Below are 17,366 nucleotides of genomic sequence, written 5' to 3'. Positions count from 1 at the left end.
TTAAAAACCCGCTCACAAGAGCGGGTTTTTAGTTTATAAGATTTATTCCTCGTCAATCTTGAGCATGGCCACGAAGGCTTCTTGCGGGATGTTCAAACTGCCGATGGATTTCATTCGTTTTTTACCTTCTTTTTGTTTTTCAAGCAGTTTGCGTTTGCGCGTAATATCACCGCCGTAACATTTGGCAATGACGTCTTTGCGATACGCGGGTATCGTTTCGCGCGCAATCACTTTTCCGTTAATGGCGGCCTGCACCGCTACTTCAAATTGTTGGCGGCCGATTAGCTCTTTTAACTTGGCGCACAGCGCGCGGCCTTGGGTTTGTGCTTTGTCTTTATGAACGACGACAGACAAGGCATCCACCGGCGTTCCGTGTAGCAGAATTTCCATTAGCACTACATCTGCACTTCTAAAACCGGCCACCTCATAATCAAAAGACGCATATCCTTTAGAAACGGATTTGAGTTTATTGTAGAAATCAATGACCATTTCACCCATCGGCATTTCATATTTGATAATCACGCGCTGATTAGATAAATGGTCCATATTCATAAAGGTGCCGCGTTTTTCTTTGAGTAGCGTCATCACGCCGTCCATAAATTCTACGGGGGTTACAATGGTGATGTGAATGACCGGCTCTTTGATATCAATAATATCTCCGTGCGGCGGAAAATTGGCCGGATTATCAATAATTTTATACCCCGGATCATCGGGCGCATCGGGCAAGGCCGCCAGTTCCTGCGGATGATTTTTGCGCGGAGTAAATTTAACGTGATATACCACGTTTGGCGCGGTGGCAATTAAGGATAAATTAAATTCGCGCTCCAAGCGTTCTTTGACGATTTCAATATGCAAAATGCCCATAAACCCTAAGCGAAACCCAAAGCCCAATGCTTTAGAAGTTTCACTTTGGTAATGAAAAGAAGAATCGGATAAATTTAATTTTTCAAGCGCGGTGCGCAGGAGCGGGAAATCGGTCGTTTCCACCGGAAAAATACTGGCAAATACGACGGGCTTGGCATCAGCATAGCCCGGCAGCGGGGTTTGGGCGGGGCGGTCGGCTAAAGTGACTGTATCGCCCACTTTTACTTGATGAATATCTTTAATGCCGGCTACTAAATAACCCACTTCTCCGGCGCTTAAAGAAGGTGCTTTGTGGAGTTGTTTGGGCGTCATAAACCCAACTTCTTCCACTTTGTAACTGGCCCCCGTGGCCATAAAACGAATGGTTTGCCCAGCCTTGACGCTACCGTCTACCATGCGCACATACATAATCACGCCGCGGAACGGGTCATAAAAGGAATCAAAAATCAAGGCACGCAGGGGTGCTTGTACGTCCCCTTGCGGGGCAGGAATATCGGCAACAATCCTGTCTAACAAATGTTCAATGCCGGCGCCGGTTTTGGCGCTGACACGCTCGGCTTCAATGGGCTCTCTTAAAATATCCCACAGTTGCTCTTCGGAAGCATCCGCGTCGGATTGGGACAAGTCCACCTTATTCATCACCGGAATAATTTTTAGTCCCAAACTCTGTGCCAAATGTGCGTGCGCCACGGTCTGCGCTTCTACGCCTTGAGAAGCATCTACCAGAAGTAGCACGCCTTCACACGCGCGCAAGGAGCGTGCCACTTCGTAGGAAAAATCCACATGTCCCGGCGTGTCAATTAAGTTCAAAATATAGTCCTTGTATTGAATGCGAACGGCTTTGGCCTTAATGGTGATGCCGCGCTCTCGCTCTAAATCCATTCCGTCTAAGAGTTGCGCTTGCATTTTGCGTTTAGGTACCGTGCCGGTATCTTCTAAAATACGGTCCGAGAGGGTGGTCTTACCATGATCAATATGGGCTACAATAGAAAAATTACGAATCTTCATCTTGGTTTGGCTCGATTAATTTGCGAATGTCTTCGCTGCTTCCGGCTAACAAAGCCGCTTGGGCTCTGTCAGCACAAGTTTCAAAATTCAAATTGCGTATCCGGTTTTTTACGCGCAGGAACATACGCGGCGCCACAGATAATATATCCGTTCCCAATCCCAGTAACATCGGAATCATCTTTTCATCCGAGGCCATTTCTCCGCAAATGCTGACGGTTTTGCCCCGTTGGTGGGCGGTTTGTATAATCTGATGAATAGTGCGCAGAACGGCCGGATGGCACGGGTCATACATATGCGCCACTTCGGGGTTCACGCGATCTACGGCGATAAGATATTGTATTAAATCATTGGTGCCGATGGAAAGGAAGTCCATTTCCGAAATCATGCCTTCTAAGGCAATAGCCGCCGAAGGCACTTCTATCATAGCACCTAAAGCAATTTTATTAATGGGTTTTAATCCTTCTTGCTCCAATTCTGCCAACGCTTCGTTCAAAGCGGTGCGTACATGGCGCATTTCTTCTACGGAAGATACCATAGGTACCATGATTTTAATTTGGGCCGGCACTTCGCACGCGGCACGCACAATGGCGCGCAACTGAGTGCGCATCAGATCCGGATTTTTCAGAAATAAGCGAATACCACGGCAACCCATGAAAGGATTGTGATCTTTGTCAAACTCATCGAGCGGGAAATCGGGCATCTTATCGGCGCCTAAATCGGCCAGGCGAATGGTTACCGGACGCATATCAAATTTCTTGGCCACGGACACATAAACCTGATATTGTTCTTGCTCGGAAGGAGGTTTAGGGGTGTTCATGTATAAAAATTCCGTTCGCAGCAGCCCCAAGCCGTCTGTAATGAGAGATTTATTTTCTTTAGAGTCGGTGCGCGGGTCGAAGTTTACCATCAGTTGAAAATTCTTGCCGTCTGCGGTAACCGTGGGTAAATGATTGATGGTTTTTAGTAAAGATTCCGCTTTTTTCAGATCCCGCTGGATTTTCTTATAACTGGCTAAAGTATATTTATCCGGATTGATAATCAGTAAGCCGTTTTCACCATCGGCGATGACGGTATCCCCGTTTTTTACTTGACGCGCGGCATTGGACAACCCTACCACCGCTGAAATGCGCAGACTTTGGGCCAAAATGGCCGTATGGCTGGTTTTTCCACCCTGATCGGTACAGAAGGCTATAATGTTGTGCTGGCGCAAATTTAGGGCATCGGACGGAAACAAATTGTGCGCAACTAATATAGAGGGACGGCGAATGGCGGTCCAAAAAGAGTTGCGATCTCCGGCCAAGTACGTCACGATACGCTTGCCTACGTCAAAAATATCGTTGCGGCGTTCGCGGAAAAAGTTATCTTCTATTTTCTCAAAGGAAGAGGCCAACTCTTTTAGCGTTAAAAAAATAGCCGCTTGGGCAGACATATGCTCTTGTTTTATTTTGGCCAACGTTGCGTCTTTGAGCATAGGATCTTGCAAAATCATTTTATGCATGGACATGAGGTGGGCATATTCCGGCCCAACAGTTTCACGCAGTTGTTGCTCACTCACGTCTAAATCTTGCAAGGTTTTTTCTAATGCTTGTTGAAATTTAATGGTTTCGGCTTTTACTTGAGAAGCCTCTACATATTGGTCTGAAACGGCAAAATCCGCCGTCGGTAATAAAACCGCTGGTCCAATGGCTATTCCCGGGCTGGCAGCAATGCCTTTCATCACAAACATCGTTAAAACTCCTCGTTGAATTTGTTGGCAAACAGAGCCGCAATTGCTTGGGCGGCTTGTTTTTCGTCAGCGCCCTCGCATTGCAAGCGCAAGACAGAGCCGTATTCGGCCGCCAACATCAATACACCCATAATACTTTTAGCATTGACTTCTACGGTGTCTTTTTTGATTTTAATGTCACAGTCAAAATCCGACGCGGTCTGTACCAGCATCGCGGCCGGTCGGGCATGTAACCCTAAACGATTTGTAATTTGAATATCTTGTGTAATCACACGTTCCCCTTTATAATAGACATACTAAATTGAAAATTACTACGCTCGTTAAGTATAAGTACACATTGGGGATGCGCAAACGACGCGTAATAAATGCAATAATGACAAAAGCCAGCACTAAAATTGCTTTGGCTATACTATGGACATTGGTCACCAGATCTGCTTGTTTGAAATAGTGATATACTCCCAGCAATAGGAGTACGACTGCCACATATAATCCCAAACGTTTGGCGTGATAGATGGTGCGGTTCCAGTCGAAACGGGTTAATCCAAAACAAGAAGAATTATCTGAAACATATCCCAGCTCTATCCCTTGCCAACGCACCCATTGCGCCACGATATTGTAAATGAAAAATGCGACTAAACTGCCGGACAGAATTACCGTAGTGGAAGGGGTGTTTAGATAATCCGTTTCCAAAAAATCTACTCCGGCTAACATCCACACAAACAAGGCGATGAGTAAGGTGAGCGGTTTTAAGGTGCCCCAGAAAAGCCGGTCTCCGATAGAGGCGGCTGTAATGGAAAGCCCCCGCCGGATCCCCTGCCATTCCAATACTTGTTCTTTATAATCGGTCAAAGAGTTGGCTTGAATAATTTGTTCTTCTTGCTTGGCTAGTGCCCCGAAACAGAACGAGGCCATCACCGGTTGCGTGTTGAAATTATCCAAATAACGTTGCAATACGGTGGGTAATGATTCGGCATCTTTAGCATACAAACGGCGCAACACGGGCATCATAACAAAAGCAAAACCCAAGTTTTGATACTTGGCATAATTCCAGCCGGTTTGCAAGAAAAAAGAGCGAAAAAATAAATTCAGTTTGAGTCGCAAATTCATAATTACCTCGCCTTAAACCGAAACGCCGGTATCAAGGTAGCCAGCCCAATCCAAGGTACCGCCGTGTATGCTAAATGAAACGCAAAATGAATTTTAGGAGTCAAATAAGGAAATAACCAAAAAATGATTTGAGAAGTGGCCCAAATGGATACAGACAGAAAAATAAAAGTCATGGAAAAGGATAATAACAACGCGCCGGCAATAGTGCGTTTCAAATCACTGGGGTGGCGGGTAATCTTTTTTTCCACAAACACCATCCACGTGACGCGGCTTTTGCGTAGTAGTGCATCTAAGAAGGAATATAAAATGGCGGCCAGTACTCCTACAAAAAAGCTAAAGTACAGTTCAATTCCCATGGCATGTAACAAAAGAGAAATAGTGACTAACACAACACCGCTAGGTGGGATTACTCCGCCCAAGGGGGAAATGTCGCAAAATAACAGTTCTGCAAAGATACCCACCTGCAAGCCGGCCATGGCGTCTCCGGTACACAGTCCGAAAATCGGCCCGGCTATGATAGGGCGGGATAGCAACGTTTGAAAAGCATACGTAGTATCCAGCTCCAGTAGCGAGGCCAACAGGCATAGTAAAATGGCAGTGGCATGGGTCATTGTAAAATCTCTTTTAAGGAAATAGATTTAGAAGTGGGGACCGCTCTTGTTTCTACTTCTATTCCCAAATCGTGCAATATTTTTAATGTTCGTTTGTCCTGCTCATCCAAGAATACATTTTCGGCTAATTTTTGAGCATTGGGCTTAAAATGCATGCCACCGATATTGACGGATTTGATTTGCAAACCATCTTCTAGTAAAGGTTGCAGATCTTGCAACGATTCCATAAGCAATAAAGTTCTTTTGGGTGATTGCGTCATATAAGCTACGCAACGATCCGGTGATAAAACAGTTAAATCATATTCAAACGGCAACGAAAGCCGCAACAAGTTTTTATTGATACGTTGCGCTTGCATCTTGGAACACGGAATCACCACTTCGTCAATGTTGAGCTCCGGTAGCCACGCTTGGACGATTTGTCCATGAATCAAGCGGTCATCCACGCGGGCAAATAAAATAGCCATATTAGAATCCTTTAATTAACAATTCGGTGGCATTAATGACGGCTCGTTTTCCGTCTGATTCAATCTTTTCAGCCAATTCTTTGTCATTTAGTTTTTTACGACTGTTCAAAGCAGTCAGCAGCATACTCAAATTAAGCCCTGTAATCACGTGGCAGTGAGGATTATCTTGTCCGGCTTTGAGCGCGATATTGGTGGCACTGCCTCCGAAAATATCGGTCAGTATAATCACTCCCTGTTCGGCTTGAGCAATCATAGTTTTGAGTTCTTGGGCGCCTTGCTCAATGGAGCTGGAGGTAGTGACGGATAAGGTTTGCACCTCTTCAGCTTGTTTGCCCAAGATTTGGGCGGCGGTATTTAACATTTCAGCGGCCAAATTGCCGTGCGTGACCAAAATAAGTTTTACCATAGTTAAATCTCTATATCCCTGTGAAATTCCGAAGCACTTAAGCCTTGCTTGCGCAACGTTTCGGCCAGTTGATGCGCCATAAAAACGCTGCGGTGTTTGCCACCGGTACAACCCATGGCAATCGTTAAATAACTTTTCCCTTCCTTAATGTATTGCGGAATTAAGTATTTAATCAAATCGGCAAATTTATCGGCAAATTCTTGCGTCTGTTGAAACGATAAAATATAGTCTTGTACGGCTTTGTCTAAGCCGGTCTTATTTTTCAATTCCTTCACATAATACGGATTGGGCAAAAACCGCACATCCATTACTAAATCCGTATCTTTGGGAATGCCGTTTTTGAACCCGAAAGACACTACGGAAATCTGCATTTCTCCTTCTTTTTTTAGTTCCAGTAGGGCAGATATTTTTTCCTTTAGTTCCCCTAATTTTAAATCCGTTGTATCGATGACTTTATCGGAAGCGATTTTAATGGGTTTTAGCAAATCATGCTCATGGGCAATGGCCGCGGCTAATTTTTTATGAATAGGATGTTTATGTTTGGTTTCCGAAAAACGGCGTATCAAACACTCGTCGCTGGCATCTAAGAAAATGACATTGACTTCAAAATCTTCTTTGGTTGTTTGTTTGAGCAGGGCGGGCAGTTCTTTGAGACGTTCTCCTTCCCGCACGTCAATGCCCAAGGCCACATGTTGTAAATCGGCATGCTCGATGACATAAGAAGCAAATTGCGGAAACAATGCCAACGGCAAATTGTCCACGCAATAAAATCCCAAATCGCCAAATATCTTAAGAGCTTGGGATTTGCCGGCTCCGCTCATACCGGTAATAATAAATAGTTTACGCTTCTGGTGCATGAGTCCTCGTTTTCTTTTTCATACGGTTTAGCATTTTTTGGCTAAACTGTTTGGCTGATAAAATGCCTTGGGATTTAAGTTGCTGATTTAATGCGGCCACTTCGATTAAAACGGCTAAGTTGCGCCCCGGAGTAACCGGCAAGGCCAGCGAGGGAATTTCCACTCCCAACAGCTCGGTGGTGCGCTGTTCAACCCCCAAACGGTCAATTGTTTCGGTGGGGGGGACCAGTTCAATTTCCATATCGATGGCGCCCTCGTCTTTGGTGGCACCGATACCGAACAGTAAATCTATATCTAAAATCCCCAAGCCCCGCACTTCCATGTAGTGCTTGAGCATTTCAGGACAGGAACCGATTAAAAACCGTCCCCATCTTTTCTGCACTTCTACTACGTCATCTGCAATCAAAATATGTCCGCGCTTAATTAGTTCCAAGGCACATTCGCTTTTGCCGATACCGGCTTCCCCGCGCAGTAAAATACCGCTTCCGCTTACATTTAATAGTACACCGTGCACATGGGTAACAGGCGCTAATTCTTCATCTAGAAAACGACGAATCTCAGCCGCGAAATCAGCCAAATCCAACGAGGTTTTCAATACGGGGACTTCCGCTTCCAAACAGGCCTTGCGCAAGGCGGGAGCTGTTTTTAGATTTTCCACCATAATAATGCAAGGCACTTTCCCTTTTTCCAACATATGGGCGATGCTGGTTTGCAAAATTTTAGGTTTCGTTTTACGGCAGAAGCCGTACTCTTCCGGTCCGAATAACTGAATTGCGTTGGGCAAAAAATGATCCATATGTCCGCACAAAGCCAGCCCCGGCCGGTTGATGTTGGGCGTGGAAATGTTGCGGTGAATATAGCGTCTACCACAGACCAGCTCCAGACGAAGGCGTTTCATCTGGAGCAAGTCTTTAACGGTTATGGATTTTGTGAATTTTTGCACCGCTTCCTTCTTATTTCTTTTTAATAGGTTTAATTAAACCGTAAGTGCCGTCCAAGCGTTTGAAAATCAAGTTGATTTGTTTGGAATCTTCGTCTAAGAACATCCAGAAAGAATATCCTAAACGTTCCATTTCGTAGGCGGCATCTTCCGGGTTCATCGGGGTTACTTCTACTTGTTTAATGACGGAAAACTTCACATCGTTGGCCGGCAACAAAATATGGTCATTGAAGGTGGCCATTTCTTCCACAACAGGAGCTCTTTTAGCCGCACGTTTTGCTTTGGATTTGCCTTTGGCTTTCTTCATCTGGGCTTCGGCTTTGGTAACGGCTGAATCAATGGCTTTATACAAATCTCCTTCCACGGCAGAAGCAGATACGGTGCCTTTCCCACCGGTGTGAATAATGATTTCGGCTCGTTGGTTGATTTTTTTCTCTACGGACAACAAAACTTGTGCCCATACCACATTGTCAAAATAATTTTCAATTTTGTTGACGCGAGCTTGTACGAATTGTTTGATAGCAGGCGTTAATTTAATGTTTTTCGCGGTGATTTTAATTTCCATAACTTCCTCCACATAATTTCAACGGGATATCCCGTATAGACATTTAATCATTAATTGTCTATTTGTGTCAACGCGTAATTGACGGAAAAGAATAGTTATAAAAGCAGAATTAGATAAATTTGATAAGCCTCCTTGCCGCGGGGTAAGTAGAACCTATTAAGTAGTATAGGAAAAAATCCGTAAAAAACAAGGATGCATAAAATTTGGTAATATAGTGGGGTAGTAACAGGAGAAAAGAGTTAACAAAGCCCTAATCCGGCTTACTTAAATTTATCTGTTTTTGGAATCCCGTAGGGGGCGCTGTCGAAAGGCAGCCCATTCACACCAAAAACAGTCGTTTTAGGCACTACACGTCCGAGCTGATCCCTTGGAAGTGTGGTGCCGAGTGTTTGCCGTCAATCGTGACGGCAAACCACGGCTGTTTGTTTTAGAGGGCGTGAATGGTCTCTAGGCAAACAGCCGTTTTTGTTGGCTAGATTGTTTGTTTGTGGATTCCGAAATCGTAGATTGGGAGATTTATATGAATCCAAAAATCAAAATATTAGTTGCCTACCATAAACCGGCTACTTTATTAAAAAGTGACATATTTGTTCCGGTCCAGAGTGGCCGTGCCATAGAAGATGAAACAGCATTATCTGCCCAAGACAAGGAGTGGCTGCACAAAAATTGCATCAGCGATAACACGGGAGATAATATTTCTAGCAAAAATTCGTATTACAATGAGTTATGCGTCATGTATTGGGCGTGGAAAAATTATGATAAATTAGGAAATCCGGATTATATTGGGTTAATGCATTACAGAAGGCATTTATGTTTTGATCTGAATAATATGGAAGAACCGGATAAATATGGCTTATTGTATAGTTCGCAATTGGATGCAAATTATATACAAAAATACCAATTACAAGAAAAATCTATTCTAAATGCTTTAAAGGGATATGATGTGCTGGTAGGCCAAAAACTCGATATGCATAAATTAGGGCCTGGTTCTCCTTACCAACAGTATAAAACTGTTAGTCCCGATTTAAATATTCAAGATATGGATAATATGGTGGGTATCATATGTCGAAAAAGACCTGAATATAAAGGGGCTACTCAAGAATATCTGCATGGTGCGGAGGGATATTTTACCAATATTTTTGTAGCTAGTAAAAAATGGTTTTTTGATTATTGTGAATGGTTATTTCCCCTTCTAAAAGAAGCAGAGTGTCTGCCTAATCCTACTACACAAACAGAGCAACAAATAAGGCTCTTAGGACATTTAGGCGAAAGATTGCAAGGAATTTATTTGACATATCAATACCAGCATAAAGTAGCCAAAATTAGAGAATTAAAAAGAACATTAGTGGGGGATATGCGTCTGATTTTGGATATCAAACCGCGGGTAAAAGGAGAGATTTCGGTCTGCATGTCTAGTAGCGAAGCTTTTGCGCCGTATTTGGCTGTTACGTTGCAATCTCTAATAGACCATGCCTCTGCCTCTTTATCGTACACGGCGTATATACTAGACGATGGATTGACGGCTGATACCAAGCGGGTTTTAAATTCTATACAGACCTCCAATGTTCAATTTCGTTATATGGATATATCTCGCTATTTGGCGCAGTATCCGCAAGAATTATTTTATACCTATGGTTGGTTTTCAAAAGCGACCTATGCGCGTTTTTTCATCCCGCATATTTTTGCTCATTTTGAAAAAATAGTTTATTGTGATTGTGATGCAATATTTTTACAAGATGTGGCTGATGTTTTTCATACAGATTTGAAAGGTTTTTTATTTGGAGCCGCCCGGGATATAGAGGCAGAACGTCAGTGGTTGTCGGGCGACCAAACGTATGAAAAAGTATTACACTTAACCAATCCTTCTGAATATTTTCAAGCTGGCTTGTTGGTGTGCAATATTGAACAAATGAAACAATTTGATATGACTGCCAAATGTTTGTCCACGTTGCGTCGCTTGAAGACTCCCCGGTATTTAGACCAAGATGTTTTAAACGTAGTATGTAAAGGGAAAATAAGGTTTTTAGAAGATAAATGGAATGTAGAAAACCTAATTCCTATTTATCATAAAAACTGGGCTAATGAAATGCCCTACCGACTACGTCTGCGGTATAGAAATGCTTTGCAATCTGCGGGATACTTACATTACGCTGGCGGAATAAAACCTTGGCAGGACCCTACTTCTTTTAATGCCCATATTTGGTGGCAATATGCTCGTAAAACGCCTTATTACGAGATTCTCTTGCAACGTTTATATAATCAAACCTTAGATTATAAACTGAAGCAATTGTGCAATTATCGGAAATTATATTGGAAATATAAACGTTACTGTATTAAGAGATACTTATCGTGGGGGAAAAAACGTAAATATTATAAACAAAAAATACAGGAAATGAGAGACGAATTACGTCAGATATACGGAATGAGATAAAAATGTACCAATTTATACGTAAAAACACCCCGCCGCGTCTATTCGACACTTTGCGGGGTGTTCTGTAAAACGCAAACTTATTTGGCGTTTACCATTTTGGCACGAGAGATATCGCCTTTCTTGTCTAAGAAATACAAATATCCTTTTTCTTTTTTAATGCCGGTTTTTTCTACTTTTTTGGGCTTTCCGCCTTTTTTGCCGCCGCGGGCCATTTGTACACGGGCCACATCGCCGTCTTTATCAATATAGTACAAGAAACCATCTTCGCGTTCTACGCCGATTTTCATTACTTTTTCAGCCATTTTAACTTCCTCCTTATTTAGTGCACTACTTTCAGGGTCTGGGTTGAATTAATCAAAAGGTTTGCTGTTTGCAATCCTACACACAAACAGTTGAGTCCAAAGACCCTTACGAGAAAAGTCTAATAAATATTCTTGCATTTTGCAAGTGTTATTTTTCCTCGAACGTTCCTCGGAGACGTTTTTACGTCGTACGCGTAGTATATATAAGGAAGGGGTTATCTCACGAGAAATCCCTGCTAAATGTTATAATACCTATATATCCCCGTTTAAGCAGAGGACGTTTTATGTATTTAAAAGCGATTGAAATTGTCGGATTTAAATCATTTGCAGACCGTATGCGGCTGGACTTTGAGCCGGGCATTACCTGTGTGGTGGGCCCCAACGGTTGCGGTAAATCAAACGTGATTGATTCCGTGCGGTGGACTATCGGAGAAATGAGTTGGAAGGCATTGCGCTCTGCTTCTATGGTGGATATTATTTTTAACGGAACAGCCAAACGCGCTCCGCTGAACATGGCGCAAGTGAGTATGATTTTTGATAACTCCACGCGCAATCTACCGCTTGATTTTAATGAAATTACCGTCACGCGTAAAATTTTCCGCTCCGGAGAAAGTGAATATTATTTGAATAAAGTGCAATGCCGCTTGCGCGACATACGCGATTTGTTTTTAGATACCGGTATCGGCGGAGAAGGATATGCTATTATCGACCAGGGCGGTGTGGAAAGTGTCTTGTCTGCTTCGCCGGAGCAACGCCGGGAAATGTTTGAAGAAGTGGCGGGTGTATCTAAGTATAAAGCGAAACGAGAAGAATGTATCCGTCGTTTGGAGCGTGTGGATTTAGATTTGGCGCGCTTATCAGATACCGTGGTACTGATTGAAGAACAAATTAAAAAGTTAGACGGAGAAGCGCGCAAAGCCCGCCTTTATCAAAAATACCGCGAAGAATTAAAAGAAAGTGAAATCGCTATTTCCTTATGTTCTATTAAAGAGGCCGACGGGCTGATTGCTAAACATACCGCAGAATTAGAGCCGATTGTCAAACGCATGGCGGATTTGGAAAATCAAATCTCTGCCCAAGAAGGTCAAACGGCCGCCATGGATTTGAATTTAACGCATAAACAACAAGAAGTGACTACGTTTAACGAAAAAATTGCCGCCAGTAAATATAAGGTGGGGCTTTTGGAAGGAGCAATTAAAAACTGCGACAATCTAACAGCAGAATTTACTGCGCAGTTGGCCGCCTCCGGCAGTGAGGCCGAACGCGGGCAAAACCGCTTGAAAGAGATTGCGCCGGCAATTGCCAAATTAAAAGAGCAACTGGCTCATGCCGATGAGCAATTGGCTCCTTTACAGAAAGAGTATAACGAGGCTTTTGCCGCTTCCCAACGGCAGGATCAAACCTTGCGTGATACCGATTTACAAATCCAGCGGGCGAGCAATGATTTGATGCGTCTGGTGCAGAGCCAAATGGAATGCCAGAATAAAATTTCCTTAGAACAGGCCAATGTACAACGCGAAAATGAAGATTTAATTACTTTAGAAAAACGTAGCCAAGCCAGCAGCGGTGTGGACGCTATCGAACAGGCCTTGTCTGAAATCCGCCAACGCTTGGAAAGCAAACAACAGCAAGCTCAGCAAGCCCGTGAAAAAATTACGCAAGCCGAACAATCCCTTTCTCAGTTGCGCCAAAAACGCAGCACGATGAGTGATCAACTTTCGGCCATTAAATCAGAAAAAGCGGCTCTAAACGCTAAACTGGAAATGATACGTACCGCCGGGGCCAATGATCCGTATTGGTTGGGGGTGCAGGCTGTTGACAAAGCACATATTGCCGGCGTAAGAGGCACTTTGCGCAAGGCATTGAAATACAAAAAAGCATTGTCTACAGCGGTAGAGGAAGCATTTGGAAAGTATTTAGATGCGGTGCTGTGTGATAACCGCGCGGCCGTGCAAGCGGCGGTGAAAGTCTTGCAGGCGCAGGACAAGGCGCGTTGCAAATTTATCATTTTAGATCAAGTTCCTTCTGTTAAGAAAGCCGCCGGGTCTTTGCAAAAAGAATTGAAATATGCGGCTGAACTGGAAAATTTAATTTCCCTGTTAATCGGCTCTTATCAAACCGACGGCGAGGGCGGACTGGAAGGAGAATTTTTCCTCAGTGCCGGTGCGGCTGTTTCTGCGCCGGAAGCCTATTGGGGTGAAGAGGAAAGTGTAAAAGAAACATTGGCCGAGAAAACAACTCAAGAAGAAACTCTTTCTAAAGAAATGATCAAAGGTTATGAAGCCATGACGCTGGCTGAACAGTCCCTTCAAACGTTGCGCGCGCAAGCGCAGGAAGCCGCGGTGGCGGCGGGGGCCGTGCAAGGGGAATTGCAATCTAAAGAGCGCGAACTTAAACAAGCACAAGAAGTATTAGCCCGCGAGGCCGCTCAAAAAGAGGATTTGTTGCTACGCGTGGAAAAACGCAAACAACAGTTACAACAGTTGGAAAAAGATTTGAATAATTTACTCCAACAACAAGAAGAATTAAAGCAAAAAGCCGAAACATTGAAAACGCAAAAAGCGGATTTGCAACAACAGACCGAAAAAACCAAAGTGCAATTAAATGAGCTCAACGGAAAATTGTATGAAGCTAAATTGCGCCGTAACAATGTGGAAGTAGATTTGAAATCAACGGAATTTGAATATAATACCCTGTTGCAAAATGAAGGCAAACGCGCCGAAGCGGCTCAAGCCGCCAATGCCCGCTTGCAAGCATTAGCCGCCGAAAAATTATCTACCCAAGCGCAGTTATCTACGGAGAGAGACGCGTTAGCTGCTTTAGAGACCGACGAATATAAATTGCGCCAATCCGTAGAAGTGATGAAAAAAGAATATAACGATAAAATGACGGCGTTAAACGCCAACAAGAAGCAATATTCGGAACAACAAATTAAACAGAATGATTTGGAAAATGCTTTGGCTAATGCTCGCCGCCAACGCACGACGGTGGTAAATCATTTGTTTGAGAGTTGGAACATTACGCCGGAAGAAGCGCAACTTAATTTTGGGGACAAGCAGGTAGATTATGAGCGCGTGAAAATGATGCGCAAACGTATTGAAAATATGGGCGCGGTGAATATGACCGCTCCGGAAGAGTATGACGCACTGTCCGAGCGGCACAATTTCCTCAAGAGTCAGATTAATGATTTGGAAGAAGCGAAAAAAGATTTGCGTTCCGCTATTCATAAGATTAATGTAACCACGCGGGACAATTTCAAATATACTTTTGAACAGGTTAAAATGCATTTTAAGAACATTTATCAAACCTTGTTCCGCGGGGGAGAATGTGACCTGGTGTTAACCGATCCGGAAAATTTATTAGAGACCGGTATTGAAATTTATGCCCAGCCGCCCGGCAAAAAACTGTTAAATATTTCTTCTATGTCCGGCGGTGAGAAAACCTTGACGGCGCTGTCTTTGTTGTTTGCTTTCTTTACCCATAATCCGGCCCCGTTCTGTATTATGGACGAAGCGGATGCGGCTTTGGACGAAGCCAATGTGGAACGCTTTGTTCATTTGATTAAAGAATTCTCCAGCACGACCCAGTTTATTGTGGTTACGCACAATAAACGTACCATGGAATCGGCTCGCCGCCTCTATGGAATTACCATGGAAGAAAGCGGTGTATCTAAAGTAATGTCTGTCAATTTGGCCGACAGAGCCGATACGGCAAAAAAAGAAGAGCTGGAAGCCCTGGCAACACGCTGATGAAATACGGAGTCCTATCAGATATTCACGGTAATTTAGAAGCCTTTGAAGCGGTGTTGGGTTGTTTACAACAAGCCGGCGTGGACCAATATATTTTTTGCGGAGATTTGGTGGGATACGGCCCGGATCCGGAAGCCTGCGTGCAAAAATATTTAGAATTATCTTCCGCCGGAAAAGCCATCGGAGTATTGGGCAATCACGATGCTATTTTTGTCCACCCGGAACTGCAGGAATACTTTAATACAGACGCACTTTTAGCCCTGGATTGGAGTGCTCAACAATTAAGCAAAAAATCAATCCGCACGATTTCTTATCTGCCGGGAATTATTCAGCAAGAAAATTTTGCAGTTGTACACGGTACGCCGCGTGATCCTATTAAGGAATACTTTTTTAGCAGTATGCAGTTTCACAGTATGTATCAAAAGTGGGAAGGGCAAATTTTGTTTGTGGGCCACACGCACGTTCCTTTTTTTATGTTGGGCAATGAACAAGTGTGCCACGTCCACACCGTTACCCAACAACAAACGCTTCTATTAGATAAAAATGCACGTTATGTGATTAACCCGGGCTCTGTAGGAAAGCCCCGCGACAATGATACCCGCGCTGCCTTTGGCATTTGGGACAGCGAGCGGCAAGAATTCCACTTTTTACGCCAATCTTACCCCTACGAAAAAACCCAAGACAAAATGAAAGCGGCCGGTCTGCCTGAACCATTGATAGAAAGTTTAGGACTGGGATTGTAAAAATTGCTTACCAATAAAAAACCTACTCTTGCGAGCAGGTTTTTCTTTGAAATGGTGGACCCGACAAAGACCACACTTGCGACCTGTGCGCCATTTTAGGAAGCGAAATAGCGCCTGCTTATAATGCACCCTGTTCGGCTCAAATTAAAAGCCCCACGCTTACGCGCAGGGCTTGAAATGGTGGACCCGACAAGGATCGAACTTGCGACCTCCTGCATGCCATGCAGGCGCTCTCCCAGCTGAGCTACGGGCCCGTAAAACGGGATTACTTACTACCCATATAGTATAGCAATTTTTTTTTCGTTTGCCAAATTTTCTTTTCAGATGTTCCGCTTAGCCCAATGCTTGTTTTACCGCTTCCAACACTTTTTGCGGAGTGATCGCATGCATGCAGCGGTTGGTTTCAAAGAGTGCACATTTGCTCATCCAATCCGGCGTGATACACATACATTCACGGCATTTACCCGCCCGCAAATTGATATTGCGCTCGTACCCAAAGTATTTGACGGGGGTCGGGCCAAACATTACGACTGCTTGCGTGCTGGTTAAGTTGGCCAGTTGTGTCATACCGCTTTCGCCATCTACATGTAGTAGCGCTCCTTCCAATATGTAAGGTAAATCCGCCACTTGGGTCTTGCCTACTAAACAGACATCTGCAAAATCAAACGGAACACTATTGGAAGCTCCTAATTGCACGATTTGGATATCGGGAAATTGTTGCTTAAATAAGCGTCCGAATTGTTCCCAATTGGCGCGCGGCCAACAGCGTGTGGCGGCGCGTCCGTGCAAATCGGTATTTGTATTGGTTCCGTCATGGATGGTAATGTATTTTTTATTAGACAGTCCAAAAGACGTAAGCGTTTTGGCCAGTTTATCTAAATTAATTTCCAAAGGGACGCGATCATTTTGCCCCACCAAAACACCAGCCGTGAGCCCCATATTGGGAATGCGGGCCGAGCCGTACTTCATAGAAATTTGTGCCCACAGTCCGTCCAAGTGCGGGGTATTGTTGGTAACAATGGCGAGTTTCTCTTGCAATTTTTGGGCTTTCTCCAAAGCGGGAATCCACTCGGGGGCCAATTGTTGCAGACGGGTTTTATCCATATGATCAAAATGGAAAGCATGGCAACCGGCTATTACCAAATCATAGTCGCGCGGGTCATACGGTTGGGCAACATATCCGTTGATGAGCCCGTCGGCAAATACCATGTCTACTGCGGCTTGATGGTCATAGCAAAAATAGAGTTGTGCTGTTGGCAACAACTCACGCAAGTGCGCCACAAACAGACGGGTCATGCATACATCTCCAATCCCGCCCCGTACATGAATTAAAATCTTTAATTGACTGGCCGGTTTCTGTACCGGTTTGTGTGTCAGCCGGTAACAGAATAATTTGAATTTTTGTTTCCATATTTTGCGTTGTTGATGCAATTTTTGGGCCGTGCGCACCAATGCGCTTTTCTTGCCATATAAATTGGCAAGTTCTTCCAGCTGACGTAATGCTAATTGAAATTCCGGTTCTGTAATAGCCATATAGCAGGCTCCTGATCAATTTATGCTACAATTGTATCATATTCAGTAAAGGGAGACACT

The 17,366-nt window shown here is 44.0% G+C and carries 15 protein-coding genes and 1 tRNA gene; 3 read left to right on the top strand and 13 right to left on the bottom strand.

The window, feature by feature from the left end:
* Positions 1–42 precede the first annotated feature (42 nt).
* The 10 genes from lepA to raiA are packed head-to-tail and all read right to left on the bottom strand — an operon-like array spanning position 43 to position 8,548.
* Positions 43–1,872: a translation elongation factor 4 gene (lepA, locus tag IKN49_00610; GenBank protein MBR3631561.1), complete on the bottom strand. Its 1,830-nt coding sequence runs from the start codon at positions 1,870–1,872 to the stop codon at positions 43–45.
* Positions 1,859–3,598 carry a phosphoenolpyruvate--protein phosphotransferase gene (ptsP, locus tag IKN49_00605; GenBank protein MBR3631560.1) on the bottom strand — a complete coding sequence of 580 codons (1,740 nt, stop codon included), beginning with the start codon at positions 3,596–3,598 and terminating at the stop codon, positions 1,859–1,861. The genes lepA and ptsP overlap by 14 nt, the downstream gene beginning before the upstream one ends.
* Before the next feature lie 2 nt (positions 3,599–3,600).
* Positions 3,601–3,870: an HPr family phosphocarrier protein gene (locus tag IKN49_00600; protein MBR3631559.1), complete on the bottom strand. Its 270-nt coding sequence runs from the start codon at positions 3,868–3,870 to the stop codon at positions 3,601–3,603.
* Positions 3,871–3,880: 10 nt separating this feature from the next.
* Positions 3,881–4,705 carry a PTS system mannose/fructose/sorbose family transporter subunit IID gene (locus IKN49_00595; protein ID MBR3631558.1) on the bottom strand — a complete coding sequence of 275 codons (825 nt, stop codon included), beginning with the start codon at positions 4,703–4,705 and terminating at the stop codon, positions 3,881–3,883.
* Positions 4,706–4,707: 2 nt separating this feature from the next.
* On the bottom strand, positions 4,708–5,316 hold the full coding sequence (locus tag IKN49_00590) for a PTS sugar transporter subunit IIC (protein MBR3631557.1): 609 nt from the start codon (positions 5,314–5,316) through the stop codon (positions 4,708–4,710).
* Complete coding sequence (locus IKN49_00585) at positions 5,313–5,780, bottom strand: PTS sugar transporter subunit IIB (protein MBR3631556.1); 468 nt, start codon at positions 5,778–5,780, stop codon at positions 5,313–5,315. Before IKN49_00585 ends, IKN49_00590 begins: the two co-directional genes overlap by 4 nt.
* 1 nt (position 5,781) lies before the next feature.
* Complete coding sequence (locus IKN49_00580) at positions 5,782–6,186, bottom strand: hypothetical protein (protein ID MBR3631555.1); 405 nt, start codon at positions 6,184–6,186, stop codon at positions 5,782–5,784.
* Between the two features lie 2 nt (positions 6,187–6,188).
* A complete protein-coding gene (rapZ, locus tag IKN49_00575; GenBank protein ID MBR3631554.1) occupies positions 6,189–7,043 on the bottom strand; it encodes an RNase adapter RapZ in 855 nt (284 codons plus the stop codon).
* Positions 7,027–7,941, bottom strand: a complete 915-nt coding sequence (gene hprK / locus IKN49_00570) for an HPr(Ser) kinase/phosphatase (GenBank protein MBR3631553.1) — start codon at positions 7,939–7,941, stop codon at positions 7,027–7,029. Before hprK ends, rapZ begins: the two co-directional genes overlap by 17 nt.
* A gap of 55 nt (positions 7,942–7,996) precedes the next feature.
* Entirely contained in the window at positions 7,997–8,548 is a 552-nt protein-coding gene (gene raiA, locus IKN49_00565; GenBank protein MBR3631552.1) for a ribosome-associated translation inhibitor RaiA, read from the bottom strand.
* A gap of 520 nt (positions 8,549–9,068) precedes the next feature.
* On the opposite strand from raiA, the gene IKN49_00560 reads away from it, so the two are divergent.
* On the top strand, positions 9,069–10,979 hold the full coding sequence (locus IKN49_00560) for a DUF4422 domain-containing protein (GenBank protein MBR3631551.1): 1,911 nt from the start codon (positions 9,069–9,071) through the stop codon (positions 10,977–10,979).
* A 77-nt stretch (positions 10,980–11,056) separates the two neighbouring features.
* Here IKN49_00560 and IKN49_00555 read toward each other — a convergent pair whose 3' ends face one another.
* On the bottom strand, positions 11,057–11,281 hold the full coding sequence (locus tag IKN49_00555; protein ID MBR3631550.1) for a hypothetical protein: 225 nt from the start codon (positions 11,279–11,281) through the stop codon (positions 11,057–11,059).
* Between the two features lie 284 nt (positions 11,282–11,565).
* On the opposite strand from IKN49_00555, the gene smc reads away from it, so the two are divergent.
* A complete protein-coding gene (gene smc / locus IKN49_00550) occupies positions 11,566–15,030 on the top strand; it encodes a chromosome segregation protein SMC (GenBank protein ID MBR3631549.1) in 3,465 nt (1,154 codons plus the stop codon).
* Positions 15,030–15,773 (top strand): metallophosphoesterase family protein, encoded by a 744-nt coding sequence (locus tag IKN49_00545; protein ID MBR3631548.1) that lies wholly within the window; start codon positions 15,030–15,032, stop codon positions 15,771–15,773. The genes smc and IKN49_00545 overlap by 1 nt, the downstream gene beginning before the upstream one ends.
* A gap of 178 nt (positions 15,774–15,951) precedes the next feature.
* Here IKN49_00545 and IKN49_00540 read toward each other — a convergent pair.
* Positions 15,952–16,027 (bottom strand) — tRNA-Ala (locus IKN49_00540).
* Positions 16,028–16,106: 79 nt separating this feature from the next.
* Positions 16,107–17,306 carry a hypothetical protein gene (locus tag IKN49_00535; protein ID MBR3631547.1) on the bottom strand — a complete coding sequence of 400 codons (1,200 nt, stop codon included), beginning with the start codon at positions 17,304–17,306 and terminating at the stop codon, positions 16,107–16,109.
* Between the last annotated feature and the right edge of the window lie 60 nt (positions 17,307–17,366).

This window comes from Elusimicrobiaceae bacterium, from assembly GCA_017528825.1.
Classification (GTDB): domain Bacteria; phylum Elusimicrobiota; class Elusimicrobia; order Elusimicrobiales; family Elusimicrobiaceae; genus Avelusimicrobium.
This window is presented reverse-complemented; position numbering and strand designations above follow the sequence as displayed.